Source organism: Nocardioides jishulii (assembly GCF_006007965.1).
In the GTDB taxonomy this organism is placed as follows: Bacteria; Actinomycetota; Actinomycetes; order Propionibacteriales; family Nocardioidaceae; genus Nocardioides; species Nocardioides jishulii.
The window spans coordinates 2,880,248-2,899,649 of sequence record NZ_CP040748.1 but is presented as its reverse complement, the minus strand read 5'-3'; the positions used below and the strand labels follow the sequence as shown (position 1 = coordinate 2,899,649).

Here is a 19,402-nt window from a genome sequence, read left to right as displayed (position 1 = left end):
CGTCACTCCTCGTCGCGGGCGATGGCCTCGTCGGGGCGTTGGGGGAGGACCTGGGAGATCCAGTCGCGGGCCGCCTCGAAGATGTCGACCTCGTGGCCTGCCTGCTCGGACAGCCGCCAGCGGTGCTCCAGGATCTCGTGGAAGCGCTCGGCCGGCTCCAGCTTGCTCGACGACTCGTCGGGCACCATCGCGGTGATCGGCTCGTACACGCCGGTGAGCCAGCGGCTGGCCACGACCTGACGGTCCTCACGTCCGAGGTCGTGCGAGGCGGTGTAGGCGGCGATGTCGTTGAGCAGGCGCCGCGCCTGGTTCTCCTCCACGCTGAGTCCGGTGAGTCCCTGGAGCTCGCGGGCGTGGTGGCCGAGGTCGACCACCTTGGGCTGGACCTGCACCCGCTGGCCGTCGTAGTCGGTGATGATGTCGATCTCGTCGACGTCGAAGCCGAGCTCGTTGAGCCGCTCGATGCGCTGCTCGATCCGCCACATCTCCTCGAGGCCGAACTCCTCGGTGCCGGTGAGCTCGTCCATCAGCACGCGGTAGCGCTCGTGCAGCAGCTCGACGACCTCGCGGGCGTCGACCTTGTCCGAGACCTTGCCGGAGGCCTGCAGGTCCATCAGCTCGGCGAAGATGTTCTCCCCGCCGAGGGTGAGGTCGTACTCCCGCATCCGGTCGCTGACGGAGGCGTGCAGCTCCCCGGTCTCGGCGTCGACGAGGTAGGCCGCGAACTCGCCGGCGTTGCGCCGGAAGAGCACGTTGCTCAGCGACACGTCGCCCCAGTAGAAGCCCGCCAGGTGGAGGCGGGCGAGGAGCACCACGATCGCGTCCACGAGCGAGGGGATGCGGTCAGCGGTGACTCCGTGGCTGAAGAGGCTGCGGTAGGGCAGTGAGTAGAGCAGGTGCTCGGTCAGCAGCGCCGTCGGCAGCGGGGAGCCGTCCGCCGCCTTGCGCCCGGTGACGACGCCCTGCGCCTTCACGGCGGGCAGGTCGAGCCGCTGCAGGTCGCGCAGCATCCGGTACTCGGCGAAGGCGATGGGCTCCTGGGTCTCCTTGACCGCGTACACCTTCGACTTCAGGCGCACGATGCGTACGACGTGGCGCGACAGGCCACGGGGGAGCGGGACGACGTACTCGTCACCCCACTCCTCGAGCGGAAGTTGCCAGGGGAGTCGGACCAGGGCCGGGTCCGGCCGGCTGGCCACGATGCGCAGCGCCATGCCGAGCAGCGTACGAGGGTCTGCGCCGTCGTGCACCTGTCGATGACTAGGATCAGCGTGCGTTCGAGGGAGCGCACGCCGCGTTAGCTCAGTTGGCAGAGCACCGTACTTGTAATACGGATGTCGTCGGTTCGATTCCGACACGCGGCTCCAGCGCCGAGCGTTGCCGGCACACTTCGTCCCCTATTGGCGGTGTCGCCCCGGCGAGGGGCTGACTCCCCTACGGTGAAAGTTCCGCGGACCTCAGGAAGACCGCGCACCTGCCGAAGGAGTAGTCGTGGCTCTTTCTCGTCTTGCTCTGCTGGCGTCCGCCGGACTCATCGTCGCCGCCCTCTCCACCCCGACCTCCGACCTTCCCGACGCCGCTGCCTCGGCCGGTGCCCTCAAGGTCGTCAAGCGCACCCCCTCCGGCGACTACACCGCCAACGGCAACAAGATCATGCGTGCCGGCAGCAGCTCCTCGGAGCTCGCCGGCACGTGGGGTGTCTACAACGGCCCCGCCGACATGGCCTCGGTGGCCTACGAGAAGGGCACCAAGGCCCAGCGCGCCGACCTGAGGTGGCTCATCAACCAGCCGCGCGCCGGCTGGATGGGCTCGTGGATCCCTGACGGGGAGATCGCCGCGAAGACCCGCAGGTACATCGAGCTGTCGCAGAACGGCGACCCCGACGCGCTCGTCCAGGTCACGATCTTCCGGATGGACCCTTGGTACACGGCATCGAAGAAGAAGGCCCCGACCAAGAAGCAGATCGCCAGCTACAAGCGGTGGATCAGGGCGTCGGCTGCGGCCATCGGCGACACCCCGACCGCCCTCATGCTCCAGCCCGACGCGACCTTCCTGCGCACGGTGCCCAACTTCAAGCTCTCCTCACGGCTGATCCGCTTCGCGGCCAAGGAGTACGGCGCCCTGACGAACACCCGCGTCTACCTCGAGACGGGTGGGTGGGACTGGCCGTCGCCCGGCCAGGGCGGCGTGAAGGAGGCCGTACGCCTGCTCACCGCCATGGGCATGCAGCACGCGGACGGGGTCGTCACCAACACCACGCACTACAACAAGACCGCCTGGGACGTGCAGCGCGTCGCGGACATCTCCGAGGCCTTCGCCAAGAAGGGTCTCCGCGGCCGCAAGGGCATCGTCAACACCTCGTCCAACGGCAAGGGCTTCGAGTTCGGCAGGTACACCGGCAAGGACCCCGACCACGCGTTCGTGTGCGGCAAGAAGCTCAAGGGCACCTGCGTCACCCTCGGCATCCCGCCCACCACCGACGTCGCGAACCCGGTCTGGGGGCTCGACGAGAAGACTCGCCAGCTCGCCAAGAAGTACGTCGACGCCTACATGTGGGTCGGTCGGCCGTGGCTCAAGCGCCAGACCTCGCCCTTCATGATGAAGCGCACCCGCAAGCTCATCAAGTACTCGCCGTACCGCGGCCAGTGAAGACTGCGGGGTCGCTCAGCGGACCTGGGTGACCTCGAACTGCAGGCGCGGGTGGGCGAAGAACTCCTGCGCCTGCACCAGCTGCAGCTCACGCTCGCCGGAGTCGAGGGTGGTCTGCAGAAGGTCGAAGACGCTGGACGTGGTTGCCGCCAGCGCCTGTGCGGGCGAGCCGGTCTCGTGGAGGTGGGCGGTGAAGAGCGCCGCGGTGACGTCGCCCGAGCCGTTGGCCTTGAAGGGCAGGTGCGGCGTCTGCACGATCCACGCCGAGTCACGCGTCACGGCCATCATCTCGATGGTGCCCTCGGGGCGCTCCGGACGCTCGACGCTGGTGACCAGGACGGTGCTCGGGCCCATGTCCATCGCGGCGTCCGCGGCGGCCAGGGTCGAGTCGAGGTCGGCCGGCTCGGTGCCGGTGAGGAAGCCCAGCTCGAACTGGTTGGGCGTGATGAGGTCGGCCTTCGGCACGACCTTCTCGCGGATCATCGGCGGCACGTCGGGGTGCACGAAGCATCCGGAGCGGGCGTTGCCCATCACCGGGTCGCAGGTGTACGTCGCGGCCGGGTTGGCCGCCTTGACGCGGTCGACCGCCGAGAGGATGACGTCGGCGATGCCGGCGCCGCCCTGGTAGCCGGAGAGCACGGCGTCGACCTGGCCCAGCGCGCCACGCGCCTCGATGCCGTCGATCACGCTCGCCACGTCCTCCGGCGCGATGATCGGGCCGCCCCACTCGCCGTAGCCGGTGTGGTTCGAGTAGTTCACCGTCAGGACGGGCCACACCTCGTGGCCCCGGCGCTGCAGCGGAAAGACAGCGGCGGAGTTGCCGACGTGGCCGTAGGCGACGTGGGACTGGATCGACAGGATCTTCACGCGCGCATCTTCTCACCTCTGCGGGGGTCAGGCGACCTGCAGGGAGCGCTTGGACAGGCCCATCCAGAAACCGTCGATGCGCTGGTCGCCAGGGTCGTCCGCCTTGGTCGCGGCGCCGAGCGTCACGAAGAGCGGGGTGTAGTGCTCGACGGTGGGGTGGGCGTACGGCATGCCGGGGGCCTTCGTCCGGTACTGCGCGAGCTCGTCGACGTCTCCGCGCCGCATGGCCTCGGCGGCCCAGGCGTCGAAGTCGCGGGACCAGCCAGGAGCCGCCGCCTCGATGCGGAACTCCTTGAGGAACGGCAGTCCGTGGGTGAGGAAGCCGGAGCCGATGATGAGCACGCCTTCGTCCCGCAAGGGGCGCAACCGCTCGCCGAGCGCCATGAGGGTGGCCGGGTCATGGGTGGGCAGCGACATCTGCACGACCGGGATGTCGGCCTCGGGATACATGATCTTGAGCGGCACCCAGGCGCCGTGGTCGAGGCCGCGGCTGCGGTGCTGGTGGACCGGGACACCTGCCGGCATCATCGCCGCGATCCGGGCCGACAGCGCGGTGGAGTCGGGGGTGTCGTAACGCATGTTGTAGTACTTCGGCGCGAAGCCCCCGAAGTCGTAGACCAGGCCGGCTCCGCTGGCCGTGAGGCTGATCGGGGCGGACTCCCAGTGCGCCGAGACGATCAGGATCGCCGTGGGGCGCGGCAGGTGGGCGGCCCACTCCTTGAGCTCGCCCGACCACACCGGGTCGTCGAGGAGGGGCGGGGCTCCGTGGCCGATGAAGAGCGAGGGCATGCGTTCCATGCCACCCATAATGATTCAAAGTTGAACTTTATTCCAGTCGCCAGTCCACCGGGTCGCCGCCCGCCGCCTCCAGCAGCTCGTTGACCCGGCTGAACGGGCGGGACCCGAAGAAGCCTCGTGACGCTGACAGGGGCGAGGGGTGCGGCGACTCCACCGCCGCGATCGCCCCCAGGGCGCCCTTCAGCTGCTGGGCGTCACGGCCCCACAGCACCGCGACGCACGGCCCACCGCGCTGCACGAGCGCGGTGATCGCGGCGTCGGTCACCCGCTCCCAGCCGCGACCACGGTGCGAGCCGGCCTGCCCCGGCCCGACCGTCAATGCGCGGTTGAGCAGCATCACGCCCTGGTCGGCCCAGGCGCTGAGGTCGCCGTGCGTCGCGGGCGCGATGCCGAGGTCGGCCTCGAGCTCGCGGTAGATGTTGGTGAGGCTGCGCGGGAGGGGGCGTACGTCCTTGGCCACCGCGAAGCTCAGGCCGATCGGGTGCCCGGGCGTGGGGTAGGGGTCCTGGCCCACGACCAGCACACGTACGTCGGTCAACGGCCGCTCGAACGCCCGGAAGACCGCGTTGCCGGCCGGCAGGTAGCCCCGCCCTGCCGCCACCTCCTCGCGCAGGAAGCCACCCAGTGCGGCGACGGTCGCGTCGACCTGCGGGTCGACCGCCAGGAGGGCCGCGGCCCAGTCGGGGGCCATGAGGCCACGCTCCACCAGCTCGTCCAGTCCGTCCATGACGCGCAACCTAACCGACTGCGGTGGGTGCGGGCGGCGTACGAAGTGGTCAATGGATGCGCCTTCTCACGTCGCAGCACGCATCCATTGACCAGTCTGCTGTTTCATGTGGCGAGGCGCGCCTGCAGGGTCGCCCGGCCAGCCGAGGTGAAGCAGGACGTACGCAGTTCGTCGTGCCACGCTCGGATGCGCCTGGGGTCGTGGGTGCGTCCGAGCGTGTCGTCGATGTCGCGCAGCACGCCGACGGCGCGGTGCAACACGTCTTCGCTGGTGTAGCCGCGGCGCACCCAGCCCGCGCTGGTGAGCCGCCGGGCTCGGCGCAGGTCTGACCGCTGCTGGTCAACCGTGAGGTGAACTCCACCGTCGTACTCGTGCAGGACTCGGTGACCTGAGAGACGCAGATCGCCTCGAGCAACGAAGCTTCCACGTTCGTCGACGACCTCGAACTGCGGCTCGACCGATGCCGCGACGTGGTGATGCAGGGCGCGCAGCATCGTCTCCCACGGCGACTCCGCACGCCCATCCGCGAGACCCAGCACCCGGCGCAGTCGCGGTGCGCCCCGGGTCCGGGTGGCCGCGACTCGGAGCAGGGCCGCTGGAGTCGTGAGCCCTGCACGCAGGGCGGAGTCCACCAGGACCAGCGCGTCCAGGTCGCCGACGTCGCGACATGCCGCCAGGAGTGCCACCTCGACCGGATCGACCGGCAGCCCGGCGACCGTCGAGGCTGCCTCCAGCCGGGTCGGTCGCACCACGCTCAGGCCGAGCCGACGGGGACGGCTTCGCGAGGGGTCGCAGGCGACGACCACCGGCAGCCCCGCCGGAAGGGGTGGCAGCCACAAACCCCAGAGCCGGGCGGCTGTCAGGTGGGTGAACCGCGACGAGGTCGGCAGGACTCGGAACCACGCCTGCAGGTCGGAGAGGAACGGATCGTCGGCGTCTCGGCGCCGGTGGGCGCCGTGGGTCACCCGGACCCAGTCACCTCCGGCATGCTCGCCGCTCCGGGTGAGACGCACCTCCATGGAGCCAGCGTCGTGGTCGGTGAGTCAGGGCGTACGCCGCTCCTGAGCGCCTGTGGACCACGCACCGGGGTGTGCACATGGGGAGGCCCGGAGGAACTGGTCGATGGATGCGTCGAGACGCTCGTGGCACCGCATTCATCGACCAGTTGTGGGCCTGGGAATGCCTCAGTAGCGGACCGGGCGCGCCAACCGGTCCAGGAAGGCCACGAGCAGGGCCTCACGCATCGATGGCGCGGCCACGTCGAGCAACGCGTTGACCTCCGCCATCCGCTCCGGGAGGGCCAGCCCTGCGTCGGGGTCGCCCATCAGCCCGGAGGTGGCCAGCAGGCCCTCGAAGTCGTCGTCAGTGAGGCGGGCGGGGTCGAGTGACTCGATGAAGGTCACCACGCCCGGGTCCACGACCACGGGACCGGCGGCCACCGAGGCCTTCGCCGCCTGGTCCAGGGCCTCGAGGAAGTCGTCGACCACGTCGGCCGTCGCCGCGCTCACCGACAGGTGCACGGTGGCGGGCCGCCCTCGGAACGACATCTGCGGCTGGACGTACCAGCCCCGCGCCGTCATCTCGTCGGTCAGCGTGAACGGGTCGAGGGTCTCGTCACAGGCGAGCGCCACCAGCGTCGCGTCGGGCGGCACGACCACGCGTACGCCGTCCACCTGCGCGACGCCGGCCACGAGTCGGTCGACCGCGCCGAGGACCTGCTCGGTGAGCGCGAGGTAGCCCTCGTCGCCCAGGGTCGTGACGACCGCCCACGCGCCCGCCAGCGGCCCGCCCGACTTCGTCGACTGCGTCGTGGCGTTGAGCATCGTGTAGCCCGGCCACCGGGCCGAGGCGAAGTACTGCGCCCGCCGCAGGGCGGGGGAGCGGTGGAGCAGCACCGACGTGCCCTTCGGGGTGTAGGCGTACTTGTGGGTGTCGACGGAGATCGAGGTGACGCCCGGCACGCGGAAGTCCCACTCCCCGACGTCGCGGCCCAGACGCTCCGCGTAGGGCAGCACCCAGCCGCCGATGCAGGCGTCGACGTGGCACCGCACCTTCTTCGCCTTGGCCTGGGCGGCGATCTCGCTGACCGGGTCGACGACGCCGTGGGCGTAGGACGGCGCCGAGGCCACGACCAGCACCGTCGTGCCGTCGATGGCCCGCCCCATCGCCCACGGGTCGGGTCGGAAGTCGTCACCGACCGGCACCACCACGGTCCGCACCCCGAAGTAGTGCGCGGCCTTGTGGAAGGCAGCGTGGGCCGTCTCCGGGAGCACCATCGACGGGGAGACGACCTCGGGGCGGGAGTCACGCGCGGCCTGGACCGCCAGCAGGATCGACTCGGTGCCGCCGGAGGTCACCGTGCCGACGGCCTCGTCCGGGGCGTTGAGCAGGTCGGCGGCGAAGCCGACCAGCTCGTTCTCCATGCGCAGCAGGCTGGGGAAGGCAGTCGGGTCGAGGCCGTTCGAGCCTGCGTACGCTGCCACGGCCTCCCTGCCGATGCGGTCGACCTCGGCCAGGCCGGAGTCGTAGACGTAGGCGAGCGTCCGGCCGCCGTGGACCGGAAGGTCACCGGCCTGCATCGCGTGCAGTCGGGCCAGGGCGTCGGAACGGACCATCACTCGGTGTCCTTGGGGGTGGGCGTCGTCGCGGCGGCCAGGGCGGCCTCGACGTCGGCGGCGGTGAGGGAGTAGCGGCGCAGCCACCAGAGGCTGGCCACCACCAGGAGGGCGGGTACGACGCTGAAGCCGACGGTGATTGCCGTGAGCGCGGAGTCGGGCTGGACGGCGCTGCCGTCGGTGGAGGAGCGGTAGTCGCCCAGGGTGAGGACGAGGGCGAACAGGCTGGGGCCCAGGGCCAGGCCGAAGGTCTCGCCCGCCGTCCACACGCCGGTGTAGACACCGATGCGGTTCTCCCCGGTCACGTGCGCGTCCACGGCAGCCGCGTCGGGCAGCATCGCCATCGGGAAGACCTGGCACCCGGCATAGCCCACTCCCACCAGGCCGACCGCCGCGAAGACCACCCACGACGGGGCGACCAGCGCGGTGCTCGCCAGCAGGGCGCCCGAGGCCAGCACGAGGGAGGAGAGCGTGAAGCCCTGGCGCTTGCCGATCCGGGCGCCGATCCGGGCCCAGAGCGGCGTCAGCACCAGCGCCGGTCCGACGAAGCAGACGAAGAGCACCGTGGTCGCCGCCGTGCTGCCCAGCACCTCCTCGGCGAGGTAGTCGACGCCGGCGAGCATGGCGCCGGTGGCCAGGGCCTGCACGACGAAGGTGACGAGCAGGACCCGGAAGTTGGTTGAGGAGGCCACCACCTTCAGCTGCTCGCCGAGCGAGCCCGTACCGGCCTCGACAGTGACGACGGGGGCGTGGCGGGTGCCGGCGTACGCAGCGGTGGCCCCGGCGGCGATGACGAGGGCCATCACGGCGCCCATCACCGCGTAGCCGGTACGGCCGTCGAAGGCGTTGCGGATCAACGGCGCCGTGGCGCCCGCGAGCATGATCGTGAGCGCGAGGATCGCCACCCGCCAGGTCATCAGGCGGGTGCGCTCGTCGTAGGAGTCGGTGATCTCCGCGGGCATCGCCACGTAGGGCACCTGGAAGAACGCGTACGCCGTCGCAGTCGCCAGGAAGGCGACCAGCACCCACGTGGCCTCCAGGCCCTTCGAGCCGAACTCGGGGACCGCGAAGATCAACGCGAAGCCGGCGGCGAGCAGCAGCCCCGCCCGCAGCAACCACGGGCGGCGCGGACCACGCGGGTCGACCGTGCGGTCGCTGATCCGTCCGGCGACCGGGTTGAGCAGCACGTCCCACGCCTTGGGGGCGAAGACGATGAGGCCGGCCCACAGCGCAGCGATCCCGAGGGTGTCGGTGAGGAACGGGAGCAGCATCAGGCCCGGAACCGTCCCGAAGGCGCCGGTGGCGACCGACCCCGAGCCGTAGCCCAGGCGCACGCCGCGCGGGAGCGCGTTCCGCCCGAGGGTCGGGACGTCAGTGGTCATGCGCCGACCCTAGGGGCGCGTCGACCACCGTCGCATGCAATCGCGCCCAACAGGGTTCGTCAGCGGCACCACTCCCCGGGGTCGACAGAGTGGAGCCCTGCGACTAGACCTGTGGCATGGGACGGATTTCGACGGGCGGCAAGGTGGCAGGGCTGGCTGCAGCAGCACTGGGGGGCGTGGTCGCCCACGACCTGACGCAGCGGCAGCACGCCATCCTGCGCAACTTCCCGGTGATCGGACACTTCCGCTACTGGGTGGAGACGGTGGGGCCGGAGCTGCGCCAGTACATCGTCACCAGCAACGACGAGGAGCGGCCCTTCTCGCGTGACCAGCGCCGCTGGGTCTACGCCAGCGTGCCGGAGAACGCCCTCGTCGCCTTCGCGCTCGGGGTCGACATGGTCAACGTGGGCCGCGAGGCGATGCTCTCCATCGGCTGCATCCAGGCGCAGAAGTGCCACACCGACCACTGCCCGGTCGGGGTGGCCACGCAGAATCCGCGCTACACCCGGGGCCTGGACCCCACGTCGAAGACACAGCGGCTGGCCAACTACGTGCTGGCCCTGCGTCGCGACCTGCTCAAGGTCTCCGAGGCCGTGGGGGTCGTGCATCCCGGCCTGCTCACCGCCGACGACATCGACATCCTCGACGGGCAGCGCTCAGCGGTGCCGCTGCGCCAGCTCTACGGCTACGAGCCCGGGTGGGGTGAGCTCTCGCAGGGACTCACCGACGACCTCGTCCACGTCATGGCTCACCTCGGCGAGGACCAGGGCGAGGACGACGGCTGAGGAGCGGTTCAGGGGATGAGGCGGTTCAGCGGCCCGCGAGGTCACCGAGGAAGTTCTCGGCCCAGCGAGCGACGTCGTTCTCCTTGACCTGCACCCGCATCGCTCGCATGCGGCGGCGCCGCTCCTCCGGGGAGGCGCGGTGGGCGTCGAGCAGCGTCGCCTTCATGCCGTTGATGTCGTAGGGGTTGACCATCCAGGCCTGACGCAGCTCGTGCGCGGCGCCAGCGAACTCCGAGAGGACCAGGGCGCCCTCGTCGTCGTACTTGCAGGCGACGTACTCCTTCGCGACCAGGTTCATGCCGTCGCGCAGCGGAGTCACCACCATCACGTCGGCCGCCCGGTAGAGGGCGGCCATCTCCTCGCGGGGGAAGGAGGCGTGCTGGTAGTCGATGGCGGGGCGACCGTAATGGCCGAGGTCGCCGTTGATCCGGCCCACCAGGCGGTCGATCTCGTCGCGCAGGATGCGGTACTGCTCCACCCGTTCGCGGGACGGCGTCGCGACCTGCACGAAGACGGCGTCGTTGACGTCGACGTGGCCCTCGGCAACGAGCTCGGAGTAGGCGCGCAGACGGGCGTGGATGCCCTTCGTGTAGTCGAGCCTGTCGACGCCGAGGAAGAGCGTCTTCGGGCTGCCGAGCTGCTCGCGGATCTCCTTGGCTCGGGACTGCACCGCCTCGGAGCGGGCCATCGTCTCGAACTCCTCGGCATCGATGGAGATGGGGAACGCCGAAGCGCGCACGAGGCGGCCGTCCGGCATCTGCACCGTGTCCTTGTGGGTGCGATGACCGACCCTGGTGCGCACGAGGCGGATGAAGTTGGCGGCCGCCCCGGGGAGCTGGAAGCCGATCAGGTCGGCGCCGAGCAGGCCCTCGAGGATCTGGCGGCGCCACGGCAGCTGGGCGAAGAGCTCGGCCGGCGGGAAGGGGATGTGCAGGTAGAAACCGATGCGCAGGTCCGGGCGCAGCTCGCGCAGCATCTGCGGCACCAGCTGGAGCTGGTAGTCCTGGACCCACACGGTCGCACCGGGGGCAGCGACCTCGGCGGCGCGCTCGGTGAAGCGGCGGTTGACGTCGACGTAGGCGTCCCACCACTCGCGGTGGAACAGCGGCTTGGCGATGACGTCGTGGTAGAGCGGCCAGAGCGTTCCGTTGGAGAAGCCCTCGTAGAAGTGCTCGATGTCGTCGGCGCTCAGGGGCACGGGCACCAGGGTGAGACCGTCGGACTCGAAGGGCTCGATCTCCTGGTCGGTGCCACCGGGCCAGCCGACCCACGCGCCGTGCTGCGCACGCAGCACCGGTTCAAGGGCCGTCACCAGGCCCCCGGGGGAGCGGCCCCACGAGGTGGATCCGTCAGGGTTGACGACCTCGTCCACGGGGAGACGGTTGGCCACGATCACGAGGTCGGCTGTGGCTGTGGTCACGCCCTCACCTTAACGGTGCCCGCAATCACCCGGCCGCCGCCCGTGCGGAGTGGCCCGAGACGGGTCGGCCGGGCCGCGGGGCGGCGCGCCGCCAAGCGAATGACATGGTTGTGGTTCGTCACCTACAGTGGACGCAGCAGCACGGTTCGACGCACGCACACTGGGAGACGCACATGGACGCCGCCAACGCCCTCAAGGGCAACGGAGCCGAACAGGCCGCCGGCCTGAGCGAGCGCGACCGCGACATCCTGGAGTTCGAGCGGCACTGGTGGAAGTACGCCGGCGCGAAGGAGCAGGCGGTCCGCGAGAAGTTCGACATGAGCTCGACGCGCTACTACCAGGTGCTCAACGCGCTGATCGACTCCCAGGCTGCCCTCGAGGCCGACCCCCTGCTGGTGCGTCGCCTCCGCCGCCTGCGTCAGCAGCGCCAGCGTCAGCGCTCCGCCCGCCGCCTCGGCTTCGAGATCTGAGCAGGAGAGCATCGTGAAGCCCTCCATGCGCCGCAACGAGCGCGGCGTCGCCTTCCCCTCGCCGGTCGTCATGCTGAGCGTCATCGCCGTGGCGATGGCCGGCTTCGCCTTCGTCGCGACGAAGGACGCCCCCGAGGCCGAGCGCAAGGTCGAGAACGTCGCCCAGAGCGCGCCGACCCCGACGCCCGACCCCACGCCGTCGGCCACGCCCACGAAGAAGGCGAAGCCGAAGCCGAAGCTGGACCGGAGCAAGGTCTACGTCGAGGTCTACAACAACTCCGGCGTCAAGGGCCTCGCGGGTCGGACCGCCTCCCAGATCACGGCTGCCGGCTGGCAGGTCGTCGGCTCGGACAACTGGGTCGGCCACATCCCCGAGCCGACCGTCTACCACCCGCCCCGCCTCAAGGCCGCGGCGAAGCAGCTGGCCCTCGACCTCGGCATCCGTCGCACCAAGGAGGCCGTCCCCCCGATGAAGCTGGATCGCCTCACCGTCATCCTCACGGGCTGACCCCAGCGCGCGTCCTGGCACCAGCGCGTCGAGGGTGACGACCTTCACGCCCGCCCGTCGGGAAAGGTCTGGTTGAGTAGGACCCATGGACTTCACCGACCCCTCGGCGTCCGCTCTCTACGAGGCCGTCGTCCGTTCGGGCGGCGACCTGGTCGTCGGTCTCGACTTCGACGGCACCCTTGCGCCCATCGTGGAGGACCCGACCCGGGCCCACGTGCACCCCGAGGTGCCGGACCTGCTCGTCGCCCTCAGCGAGGTCGTCCGCGGCGTCGCCGTCGTCACCGGTCGTCCCGTGCGACAGGCGCTGGCCCTCGGCGACCTCGACCAGGTCGGCAGCCGGATCAACGACCTCCACCGCTCCTTCCTCGTGCTCGGGCAGTACGGCAACGAGCGGTGGACCGCCGTGGATCGCCGCGTCGTGTCGCCCCGTCCCCCCGCCGGCCTCGCCGGCTTCCTGCGCGAGGTCCCGTCCCTCGTACGCCGTGCCGGCGCCCCCGACGCCTACGTCGAGCCCAAGGGGCTCGCGGTCGCGCTGCACACCCGGCGCCTGGACGACCCTGCCGGCTCCTTCGCCCGTCTGCTGCCGCTGGTCACCGACGCCGCCGCGCGCCACGGCCTCGCCGTCGAACCGGGCCGCCTCGTCGTCGAGGTCCGGGCGCCCGGCATGCACAAGGGGCTGTCCGTCAGGCGCCTCGCCGAGGAGTGGAGCGCCAAGGGCTTCCTCTTCGCCGGTGACGACCTGGGTGACGTGGAGGCGTTCACCGAGCTGCGCGCCATGCGGACCGAAGGCGTCGCCACGATGGCCGTCTGCTCGCACGGCGGCGACGGTCCCGAGGAGCTCGAGGAGCTGGCTGACCTCGTCGTCGACGGACCCGACGGGGTGGTCGAGCTCCTACGCGCGCTGGTGCACGACCTCTCCTGATCGTTCCGCCCGGTCCGGTCGCGCGGCCAGCAGCATGACGAGCGCGAGGGCCAGCTCGGCGATGTCGCCGCCGAAGTACATCAGGTTCCCCGCCGCCCTCAGCTGTGCGACGGGTGCGTCGACCTGCACCCAGATCCCGGCGTACAGGAGCTGGGAGACGCAGGCGTGCACGAAGATCGAGACCCCCAGCACCACGAGCCTGGTGCGCACCCCGGCTCGTCGCGGCGCAGGATCGAGGCCGGCGATGACCCACGCGAAGAGGAAGCCGGAGAGCACCAGGTGCAGGTGCACGAGCACGTGCACCCACGTCTGCTCGGTGCTGAGCCGGTACAACGGCGTGAAGTAGAGGACGAGCAGGCCGCCGCTGCTCAGGACGAGTGCCGTCACGGGGTGGGTCAGCACGTGCGCGACCGGTGAGTTGAGCAGGCGCCCGAGGCGTCGGGCCGCCGCGTGCGGCAGGGTCCGCAGCAGCAGGGTGACGGGGCTGCCCAGCACCAGTGCGAGTGGCGCCACCATGGCGATCAGCAGGTGCTGTGCCGCGTGGCCTCCGAAGTCCTGCGCGGCGACGGCGTCGAAGCGCGGAGTGAGGCCGAGCGCCAGGAGCGCGATGCCTGTCGCGAACGCCGGGGTCCGGCCGGGCGGCCACCCCTGACGGTGGCGTGCGCGTGCCGCGAGCACGACGTACGCGACACCCACCGCTGCGACCACGGCCACGGGAAGCCAGGCGGCCAGCTCCGCGAGCAGGGTGGTGTCGGAGCCGTCGGCTCCGTGGCCGGTGCCGTGGCTGGAGACGAGTGTGGAGACGATCACGTGTCGGTCGCGGGAGCCGTGCGCGCCAGGAGCCAGCCGACCAGGACCAGCATCGCCCCCAGCCCCAGGAAGCCGAGGTCCCAAGCGAGCTGGTGGTCACCGCTGCGGACGTGGTGGATGCCGAGGAGGTGGTGGTCGACGGTGCCCTCCACGAGGTTGAAGAGCCCCCAGCCGACCAGCACCCACCCCCACAACGTGCGGTGGCGCCACGCCGCCCCGCGTCCGTGCTGCACGCGGGAGAAGAGCATCGCCATCCCGATCAGGACCATCAGCCAGGTGAAGGCGTGGAAGAGGCCGTCCCACAGCGTGTTGATCTCGAGGCCGTGCACGGTGGTCGCCGGGTAGTAGGGGACCCCGATGGTGTCGGTGTCGGTGCTCGTCAGCATGTGGTGCCACTGGAGCACCTGGTGCAGCAGGATCCCGTCGACGAAGCCGCCGAGGCCGATGCCGAGCACGATCCCCGGCGCGGTGATGCTGCGCGGTTGCTCGTCGACGTCGCGGACCCGTGGCGCTGGCGCACTCATCCTGAAACCTCCCCTGCCTCAGTCGCAGGAGCGGTACCCGCTCACCTCGCGCGCACACTCACGATCGCCGCGTTGCCACGACCGTCGATGCGGACCTCTGCGATCGCCCCGTCGGTGCGCATCGCGTCCTCGATGCGCCGCGCCTCGTCGGCGTCGGCGAACCAGGACTCGATGCCGCAGCTGAAGGGCCCGCCCGAGGTCGAGCAGCTGAGGTAGGTGCCTTCGGCGGGTCGCTGCCAGCTCCAGTCGGTGGCGCGCATCAGGCCGTCCTTCTCCTCGAGGACGACGTAGACGTCCGGGGTGCCGGACGGCGTGGACCAGTCGTCCGGCGGCCGCAGGTCGGGGTAGTCGAGGTCGACGTACGCCCCCCGGAAGGGGTCGTGCGGGTCGATCGGGGCGACGGCGAACTCGTACGTCTCGCCGGTCACGCGGGCCGAGAGCTGGGGTGCCACCGCGACCACGACCAAGGCGAGCTGGGCCACGGCGACGGCGGCGACCAGGAGTGGGCGCTTCATCGTGCTGCTCCGTCCGTGGGGGTGGGGGTGGTATCGGTCTCGATGGCGGCAGCCAGCCGGCGGCGTCCGCGGTCGAAGGCCCATCCGGTGCCGAGGAGGACGAGGCCGAGGAAGAGGAAGAGCCAGGCCCCCTCGATCACCGCGGCGAAGACGGTGAAGCTCTGGGAGGTGGTGAAGATGACCAGGGCCAGGGTGGAGATCGAGGTGAGGGTCCGCGAGTCCCGCAGGGTGCCCAGCACCGCGACCCCGACGGCCAGTGCCACGTACCCGACCACGGCCACGGCGGTGTGCGCCCAGGTCGCCAGGGTCATCTCTTCGACGGACGCACCGGCAGACCACGCCGCCAGGAGCAGGGCGAGGAGCAACGTGACCACGCCGCCGGCCAGCTCGACGTGAGACGTCCGCTCGCGGCCCCGCAACGCACCGGCCGCGAGCGCCACGACGGCCAGCCCGACCAGGGTGAGGTTCCACCACTGTCCCGACAGCGTGAAGTCGTCGTCCACGGGCAGCGCGGAGATGAAGAGGCCGGCCAGCAGCAGCGCCGCGCCGGTGGCTCGCCACACGGCTGCGAAGGCCCGGTGGTGGGTGTCGTCCAGGGCCGCCAGGCCGAGGGCCACGAGGCCGGTCAGCACGACCACGAAGACGACGTCGGCGAAGCTCGGGTCGGGGGTGAGCCCCTGCCACAGGCTCCACCCGACGAACCCGGCGACACCGACGACCAGCGGACCCACGGCCCGGAAGGCGTACGCCTGCAGCAGCGCCGCAGCACCCCACACGCCGACGAGCGTGGCCTCGTACGCCGGCACCTGCAGGCTCTGCGCGGCCTGGAAGACCACGCCGCCGATCGCGAAGGCCGCCATGATGCGGAGCGCGCCGACCAGCAGTCGCCGGCTGCCGCGCGACGACAGCGCCTCCGCGCCCACGAGCAGGGCCAGCCACAGCGCGGTGACGCCGACGAAGCGGACCAGGGGCGGCAGCGCGTCGATGTTCGCGGCGACCAACCAGATGACGCCGACGCCGACGAAGACGGCACCGAGCGCGAGCAACAGGCGCGTCAGGGAGAAGACCCGTGACTCGTGGTAGCGACCGAGGATCGAGGCAGCCTGGGCGTCGGTGAGCAGGCCATCGGCACGCCATTCGGAGACCTCGGTACGCAGCCACTCCAGGTGCCGTCCGGAGACCGCCTCGGTGGGCGGCGCCGGGGGCGGGGGCGTCGGGACAGTCGTCGTCATGGGGCAAGGATGCGCCACGCGTTGCGTGGAGGTCGTGAGACGGGCTACTCATTTGCCCTGACGACCACCGCAGCGACCCGCTGCCTCGCCCTCGGAGGACCGATGAAGGTCATCTTGGCCACCTGCACCGCCTTTCCCGAGGGGGAGCCGGGTCATGAGCTGCTCGATGCGGCCCTCGCGGAACGTGGCGTCGACGCCACCTGGGCGGTCTGGGACGACCCGGACGTCGACTGGGGTGCTGCCGACCTGGTGGCCGTCCGAGCCACCTGGGACTACGTCGAACGTCCCGAGGCGTTCCTCGCCTGGGCCAGGCGGGTCGAAGGCGTGATACGACTGCTCAACGGCAGTGACGTCATGGCGTGGAACATGGACAAGGCGTACCTCGTCGCCCTGGGTGAGGGAGGACAGGTTCCGGTGGTTCCCTCGCGCCTGCTCGAGGGCCCCGACGACCTCGCGCGGGCACGGGGCGAGTGGGGTGACGTCGTGGTGAAGCCGCGCGTCGGCGCCGGGGGCGTCGGCGTCGTGGTGGTCGGCGCGGAGGAGCCGTTGTCGGCCGTCGACCTTCCGGCGGGAGACCTGCTGGTCCAACCCCTGGTCCACTCGGTCCGTGACGCCGGCGAGCTGTCGGTCTTCGTGCTCGGTGGCCGCCCCGCCGCCCAGGTGCGCAAGGTCCCGGGCCCCGGCGAGGTGCGGGTCCACGAGCACCTGGGAGGGACGTACGCCCGTGCGTCGCTGGACGCTGCGGTGGTCGGGCGCGCGGTGGCCGGCTTCGAGGCCGCCGGGGAGCTCGTGGGGAGGGCGCTCGACTACGGCCGTGTCGACCTCCTCCTGCACGAGGGGGAGTGGAAGGTGAGCGAGCTCGAGCTCATCGAGCCGGCGCTCTACCTCGAGCTCTGCCCCGAGAACGTCGAGCCGTACGTGGAGGCCGTGCTCCGACGGCTGGCGTGAGCGGGAGTGGCGTACCCCATATGGACTAGACCGGCGGGCCGGCAAAATTCGAGTTCTCGGGACTCGGGGCGCCCTCGTCCTTAATCTTCAGGATGCGGTGCCCTGGACCCTGGGCCCGCGTTCAGTCATGGACGAACCGGAGGACGCATGGCGCTCGGACCTAGGAAGCGCGGGGAGCGTGGGGCGGCAGCGGTGGAGTTCGCCCTCATTCTGCCCATCTTCCTGATGCTGCTCTTCGGCATCATCGACTTCGGTTACATGATCAACCGTGGCTCGATGATCAACAACGCCGCCCGCGACGCCGCCCGCGCCGCCTCGTTGAAGTCCACCCAGGCCGAGGTGGTGGCCGTGGCCACCAACGCCACCCGCTCGGTGGGTGCGGTGACGGTGACCGTCTCCTGCAAGCGACCGCCGGCGAACACGTCGTGCGGCGCCTACGACGCCAACAGGCTCAGTGGCGACACCGCCGTCGTGAAGATCGCCTACCAGCACAAGATGCTGACCCCCGTCGGGATGTTCTTCCCGGGTGGTTTCGACCTGACCCGCCAGGCAGAGATGAGAATCGAATGACGAAGAGGAACATGGTCTCCCGCCTCGCCGCCCGCGCGGCGCGCCGTCGTGACGAGAAGGGCGCCTACGCGATCCTCTTCTCGATGGTCCTGGTCCTCCTCATTGCGCTGGCGGCCATCTCGGTCGACATCGCCAGCCAGGTCTCGGCCAAGCAGCAGCTCAAGGACACCTTGGACGCCGCCGCGCACGCCGGTGCCTACGCACTGCCCGAGCAGCAGAACAACATCCAGACCGTCGTCGGTGACATGGCGCGCGCCAACGACGTCAACACCAGCGTCACGACCGACCTGTGGTGCGTCGTGGCCTCGACAGGTGCGACCAAGTCGGTGCAGTACACGCAGATCCCGACGACCTGCAACCCGCACGGCACGAGGCCCTACGTCGGCACGAAGTGTGACGAGTTCGTCTGCTTCATCCCTTGTGACCCGCGCCGCACGGCCAGCACGGGGGGAGCGGTGAAGTGCAACACCGTTCGGGTGGCCGACTCGAAGGTCGTGCCCTACGCGTTCGCCCCGGCCATCGGCTACAAGGAAGGCGACACAGGTGCGGTGGTCTCGATCGCCTGCAAGGGCACGTGCGGGAACGACGTGCCGAATCCGCTCGACATCCTCGTCATGGCCGACCGCACACCGTCGATGGCCGACACTGACCGCGACAAGATGAAGGCGGCGATCGAGAGCTCGCTCACGGTCATGAACCCCGAGCTCCAGTACGTCGCGCTCGGCACCATCCACAAGAGCGAAGCGCGTCGGATGAACAAGAACAGCACGGAGCTCTGCACGAGTGCCGAGTCCGGTGTCAAGCAGACCGAGAGCGGAAGGCCCGCCACCCTGCAGTGGAACAGTGACAACACCCCGAAGCTCGAGAGCACCAACTCGCCGAACGCTGGCAGCTGGATCGCGTCGCCGTTCTCCAACGGCTACCTCACCGGTCCCAGTGGCACGGTCGTCGCTACGGACCCGCTGGTGAAGTCGCTGAAGTGCATGCCCGGGGCCAAGTCCGGCAACTACGGCACGCACCTCGCCTCGGCCCTGAAGGGTGGTGCCCGCTACCTGCTCGGCAGCACCCCCAACAACCTGTCGTCGCTCCCGGTGCGTCCTGGTCCCACCCCCAAGAAGGTGCTCATCTTCGAGACGGACGGTTCGCCCGACGAGGTCCTGACCAACGGCTACAAGAACCTGTTCAGCGCCACCGACTTCGGAGCGGGCCGCAACGCCTCGAAGGGGCAGCAGGGCTGCGACAACCTGGTGCGGATGGCCGACGAGGTCAAGGCCAAGGACGTCCTGATCATCACCATCGGCTTCGGGGCCGCGGTGACGAACAACTACTGCGTCACGGGCAACAACAGGACCGACAGGTTGCGTGACGTGCTCGCCCGGACGGCGTCCAACGCGCCCGACGGCGGTCCGTCCACCGCCTCCGACTGCAACGTGACTGCCCAGCGAAACGCGGAGAACGCGGACGGCGACTTCTTCTTCTGCGCCGCGAACGGCGCCGAGCTGGAGACCATCTTCCGCTCCGCGTTCGGCTCGCTCACCAAGGGCATCAAGCTCATGAAGATGCCTGCCTGACCGCGACCTCCACGCACGCACGACTCCTCGACGGCGCCGCCCACACCGGGCGGCGCCGTCGACGCGTACGGCGACGGTGCCAAAAGGCG

General features: G+C 70.5%; 20 protein-coding genes and 1 tRNA gene. 9 read left to right on the top strand and 12 right to left on the bottom strand.

Annotated elements, in window-relative coordinates:
- Positions 1-2: 2 nt before the first annotated feature.
- Positions 3-1,250 (bottom strand): DUF4032 domain-containing protein, encoded by a 1,248-nt coding sequence (locus tag FCL41_RS13765; protein ID WP_338088635.1) that lies wholly within the window; start codon positions 1,248-1,250, stop codon positions 3-5.
- A gap of 41 nt (positions 1,251-1,291) precedes the next feature.
- On the opposite strand from FCL41_RS13765, the gene FCL41_RS13760 reads away from it, so the two are divergent.
- Positions 1,292-1,367 (top strand) — tRNA-Thr (locus tag FCL41_RS13760).
- Positions 1,368-1,491: 124 nt separating this feature from the next.
- Positions 1,492-2,649, top strand: a complete 1,158-nt coding sequence (locus FCL41_RS13755) for a glycoside hydrolase family 6 protein (protein ID WP_137065093.1) — start codon at positions 1,492-1,494, stop codon at positions 2,647-2,649.
- 15 nt (positions 2,650-2,664) lie between these two features.
- Here the strand turns inward: FCL41_RS13755 and pdxY are convergent, their stop codons facing one another.
- The 6 genes from pdxY to FCL41_RS13725 form a co-directional block, all read right to left on the bottom strand.
- Complete coding sequence (gene pdxY / locus FCL41_RS13750) at positions 2,665-3,516, bottom strand: pyridoxal kinase PdxY (RefSeq protein WP_137065094.1); 852 nt, start codon at positions 3,514-3,516, stop codon at positions 2,665-2,667.
- Between the two features lie 27 nt (positions 3,517-3,543).
- Positions 3,544-4,314 carry a dioxygenase family protein gene (locus FCL41_RS13745; protein ID WP_239021651.1) on the bottom strand — a complete coding sequence of 257 codons (771 nt, stop codon included), beginning with the start codon at positions 4,312-4,314 and terminating at the stop codon, positions 3,544-3,546.
- 28 nt (positions 4,315-4,342) lie between these two features.
- Positions 4,343-5,041, bottom strand: coding sequence for a uracil-DNA glycosylase (locus tag FCL41_RS13740; protein ID WP_137065095.1), 699 nt, complete (start codon positions 5,039-5,041; stop codon positions 4,343-4,345).
- Between the two features lie 104 nt (positions 5,042-5,145).
- Positions 5,146-6,060, bottom strand: coding sequence for a PDDEXK family nuclease (locus FCL41_RS13735; protein WP_137065096.1), 915 nt, complete (start codon positions 6,058-6,060; stop codon positions 5,146-5,148).
- Positions 6,061-6,225: 165 nt separating this feature from the next.
- Positions 6,226-7,656: a pyridoxal phosphate-dependent decarboxylase family protein gene (locus tag FCL41_RS13730; protein WP_137065097.1), complete on the bottom strand. Its 1,431-nt coding sequence runs from the start codon at positions 7,654-7,656 to the stop codon at positions 6,226-6,228.
- Positions 7,656-9,038, bottom strand: coding sequence for an MFS transporter (locus FCL41_RS13725; RefSeq protein ID WP_137065098.1), 1,383 nt, complete (start codon positions 9,036-9,038; stop codon positions 7,656-7,658). The genes FCL41_RS13730 and FCL41_RS13725 overlap by 1 nt, the downstream gene beginning before the upstream one ends.
- A 116-nt stretch (positions 9,039-9,154) precedes the next feature.
- Between FCL41_RS13725 and FCL41_RS13720 the strand changes: the two genes are divergently transcribed.
- Positions 9,155-9,823: a glutamate synthase-related protein gene (locus FCL41_RS13720; protein ID WP_212723065.1), complete on the top strand. Its 669-nt coding sequence runs from the start codon at positions 9,155-9,157 to the stop codon at positions 9,821-9,823.
- 25 nt (positions 9,824-9,848) lie between these two features.
- Here the strand turns inward: FCL41_RS13720 and FCL41_RS13715 are convergent, their stop codons facing one another.
- Positions 9,849-11,243: an alpha,alpha-trehalose-phosphate synthase (UDP-forming) gene (locus FCL41_RS13715; protein WP_137065099.1), complete on the bottom strand. Its 1,395-nt coding sequence runs from the start codon at positions 11,241-11,243 to the stop codon at positions 9,849-9,851.
- Between the two features lie 173 nt (positions 11,244-11,416).
- On the opposite strand from FCL41_RS13715, the gene FCL41_RS13710 reads away from it, so the two are divergent.
- The 3 genes from FCL41_RS13710 to otsB all read left to right on the top strand — a co-directional run bounded on the left by FCL41_RS13710 (position 11,417) and on the right by otsB (position 13,143).
- On the top strand, positions 11,417-11,713 hold the full coding sequence (locus FCL41_RS13710) for a DUF3263 domain-containing protein (RefSeq protein WP_137065100.1): 297 nt from the start codon (positions 11,417-11,419) through the stop codon (positions 11,711-11,713).
- Positions 11,714-11,726: 13 nt separating this feature from the next.
- Entirely contained in the window at positions 11,727-12,221 is a 495-nt protein-coding gene (locus tag FCL41_RS13705; RefSeq protein ID WP_239021650.1) for a LytR C-terminal domain-containing protein, read from the top strand.
- Positions 12,222-12,306: 85 nt separating this feature from the next.
- The gene (gene otsB, locus FCL41_RS13700) at positions 12,307-13,143 is read left to right on the top strand and encodes a trehalose-phosphatase (RefSeq protein WP_137065101.1); all 837 of its coding nucleotides are present in this window, start codon (positions 12,307-12,309) and stop codon (positions 13,141-13,143) included.
- Here otsB and FCL41_RS13695 read toward each other — a convergent pair.
- From FCL41_RS13695 to FCL41_RS13680, 4 genes are read right to left on the bottom strand one after another with little or no spacing between them, the layout of a single operon-like run.
- Positions 13,114-13,953, bottom strand: coding sequence for a cytochrome c oxidase assembly protein (locus FCL41_RS13695; protein WP_212723066.1), 840 nt, complete (start codon positions 13,951-13,953; stop codon positions 13,114-13,116). The genes otsB and FCL41_RS13695 overlap by 30 nt on opposite strands.
- Positions 13,950-14,477, bottom strand: a complete 528-nt coding sequence (locus tag FCL41_RS13690) for a DUF2243 domain-containing protein (RefSeq protein WP_137065102.1) — start codon at positions 14,475-14,477, stop codon at positions 13,950-13,952. The genes FCL41_RS13695 and FCL41_RS13690 overlap by 4 nt, the downstream gene beginning before the upstream one ends.
- 41 nt (positions 14,478-14,518) lie before the next feature.
- Entirely contained in the window at positions 14,519-14,992 is a 474-nt protein-coding gene (locus FCL41_RS13685; protein WP_170970195.1) for a GDYXXLXY domain-containing protein, read from the bottom strand.
- Positions 14,989-16,224, bottom strand: coding sequence for a DUF2157 domain-containing protein (locus FCL41_RS13680; RefSeq protein WP_137065104.1), 1,236 nt, complete (start codon positions 16,222-16,224; stop codon positions 14,989-14,991). Before FCL41_RS13680 ends, FCL41_RS13685 begins: the two co-directional genes overlap by 4 nt.
- 102 nt (positions 16,225-16,326) lie before the next feature.
- On the opposite strand from FCL41_RS13680, the gene FCL41_RS13675 reads away from it, so the two are divergent.
- From FCL41_RS13675 to FCL41_RS13665, 3 genes are all read left to right on the top strand, one after another.
- The gene (locus tag FCL41_RS13675) at positions 16,327-17,172 is read left to right on the top strand and encodes an ATP-grasp domain-containing protein (RefSeq protein ID WP_170970196.1); all 846 of its coding nucleotides are present in this window, start codon (positions 16,327-16,329) and stop codon (positions 17,170-17,172) included.
- Between the two features lie 147 nt (positions 17,173-17,319).
- Positions 17,320-17,742 carry a TadE/TadG family type IV pilus assembly protein gene (locus FCL41_RS13670; RefSeq protein WP_137065106.1) on the top strand — a complete coding sequence of 141 codons (423 nt, stop codon included), beginning with the start codon at positions 17,320-17,322 and terminating at the stop codon, positions 17,740-17,742.
- Positions 17,739-19,313 carry a TadE/TadG family type IV pilus assembly protein gene (locus tag FCL41_RS13665; protein WP_137065107.1) on the top strand — a complete coding sequence of 525 codons (1,575 nt, stop codon included), beginning with the start codon at positions 17,739-17,741 and terminating at the stop codon, positions 19,311-19,313. Before FCL41_RS13670 ends, FCL41_RS13665 begins: the two co-directional genes overlap by 4 nt.
- Positions 19,314-19,402 lie beyond the last annotated feature (89 nt).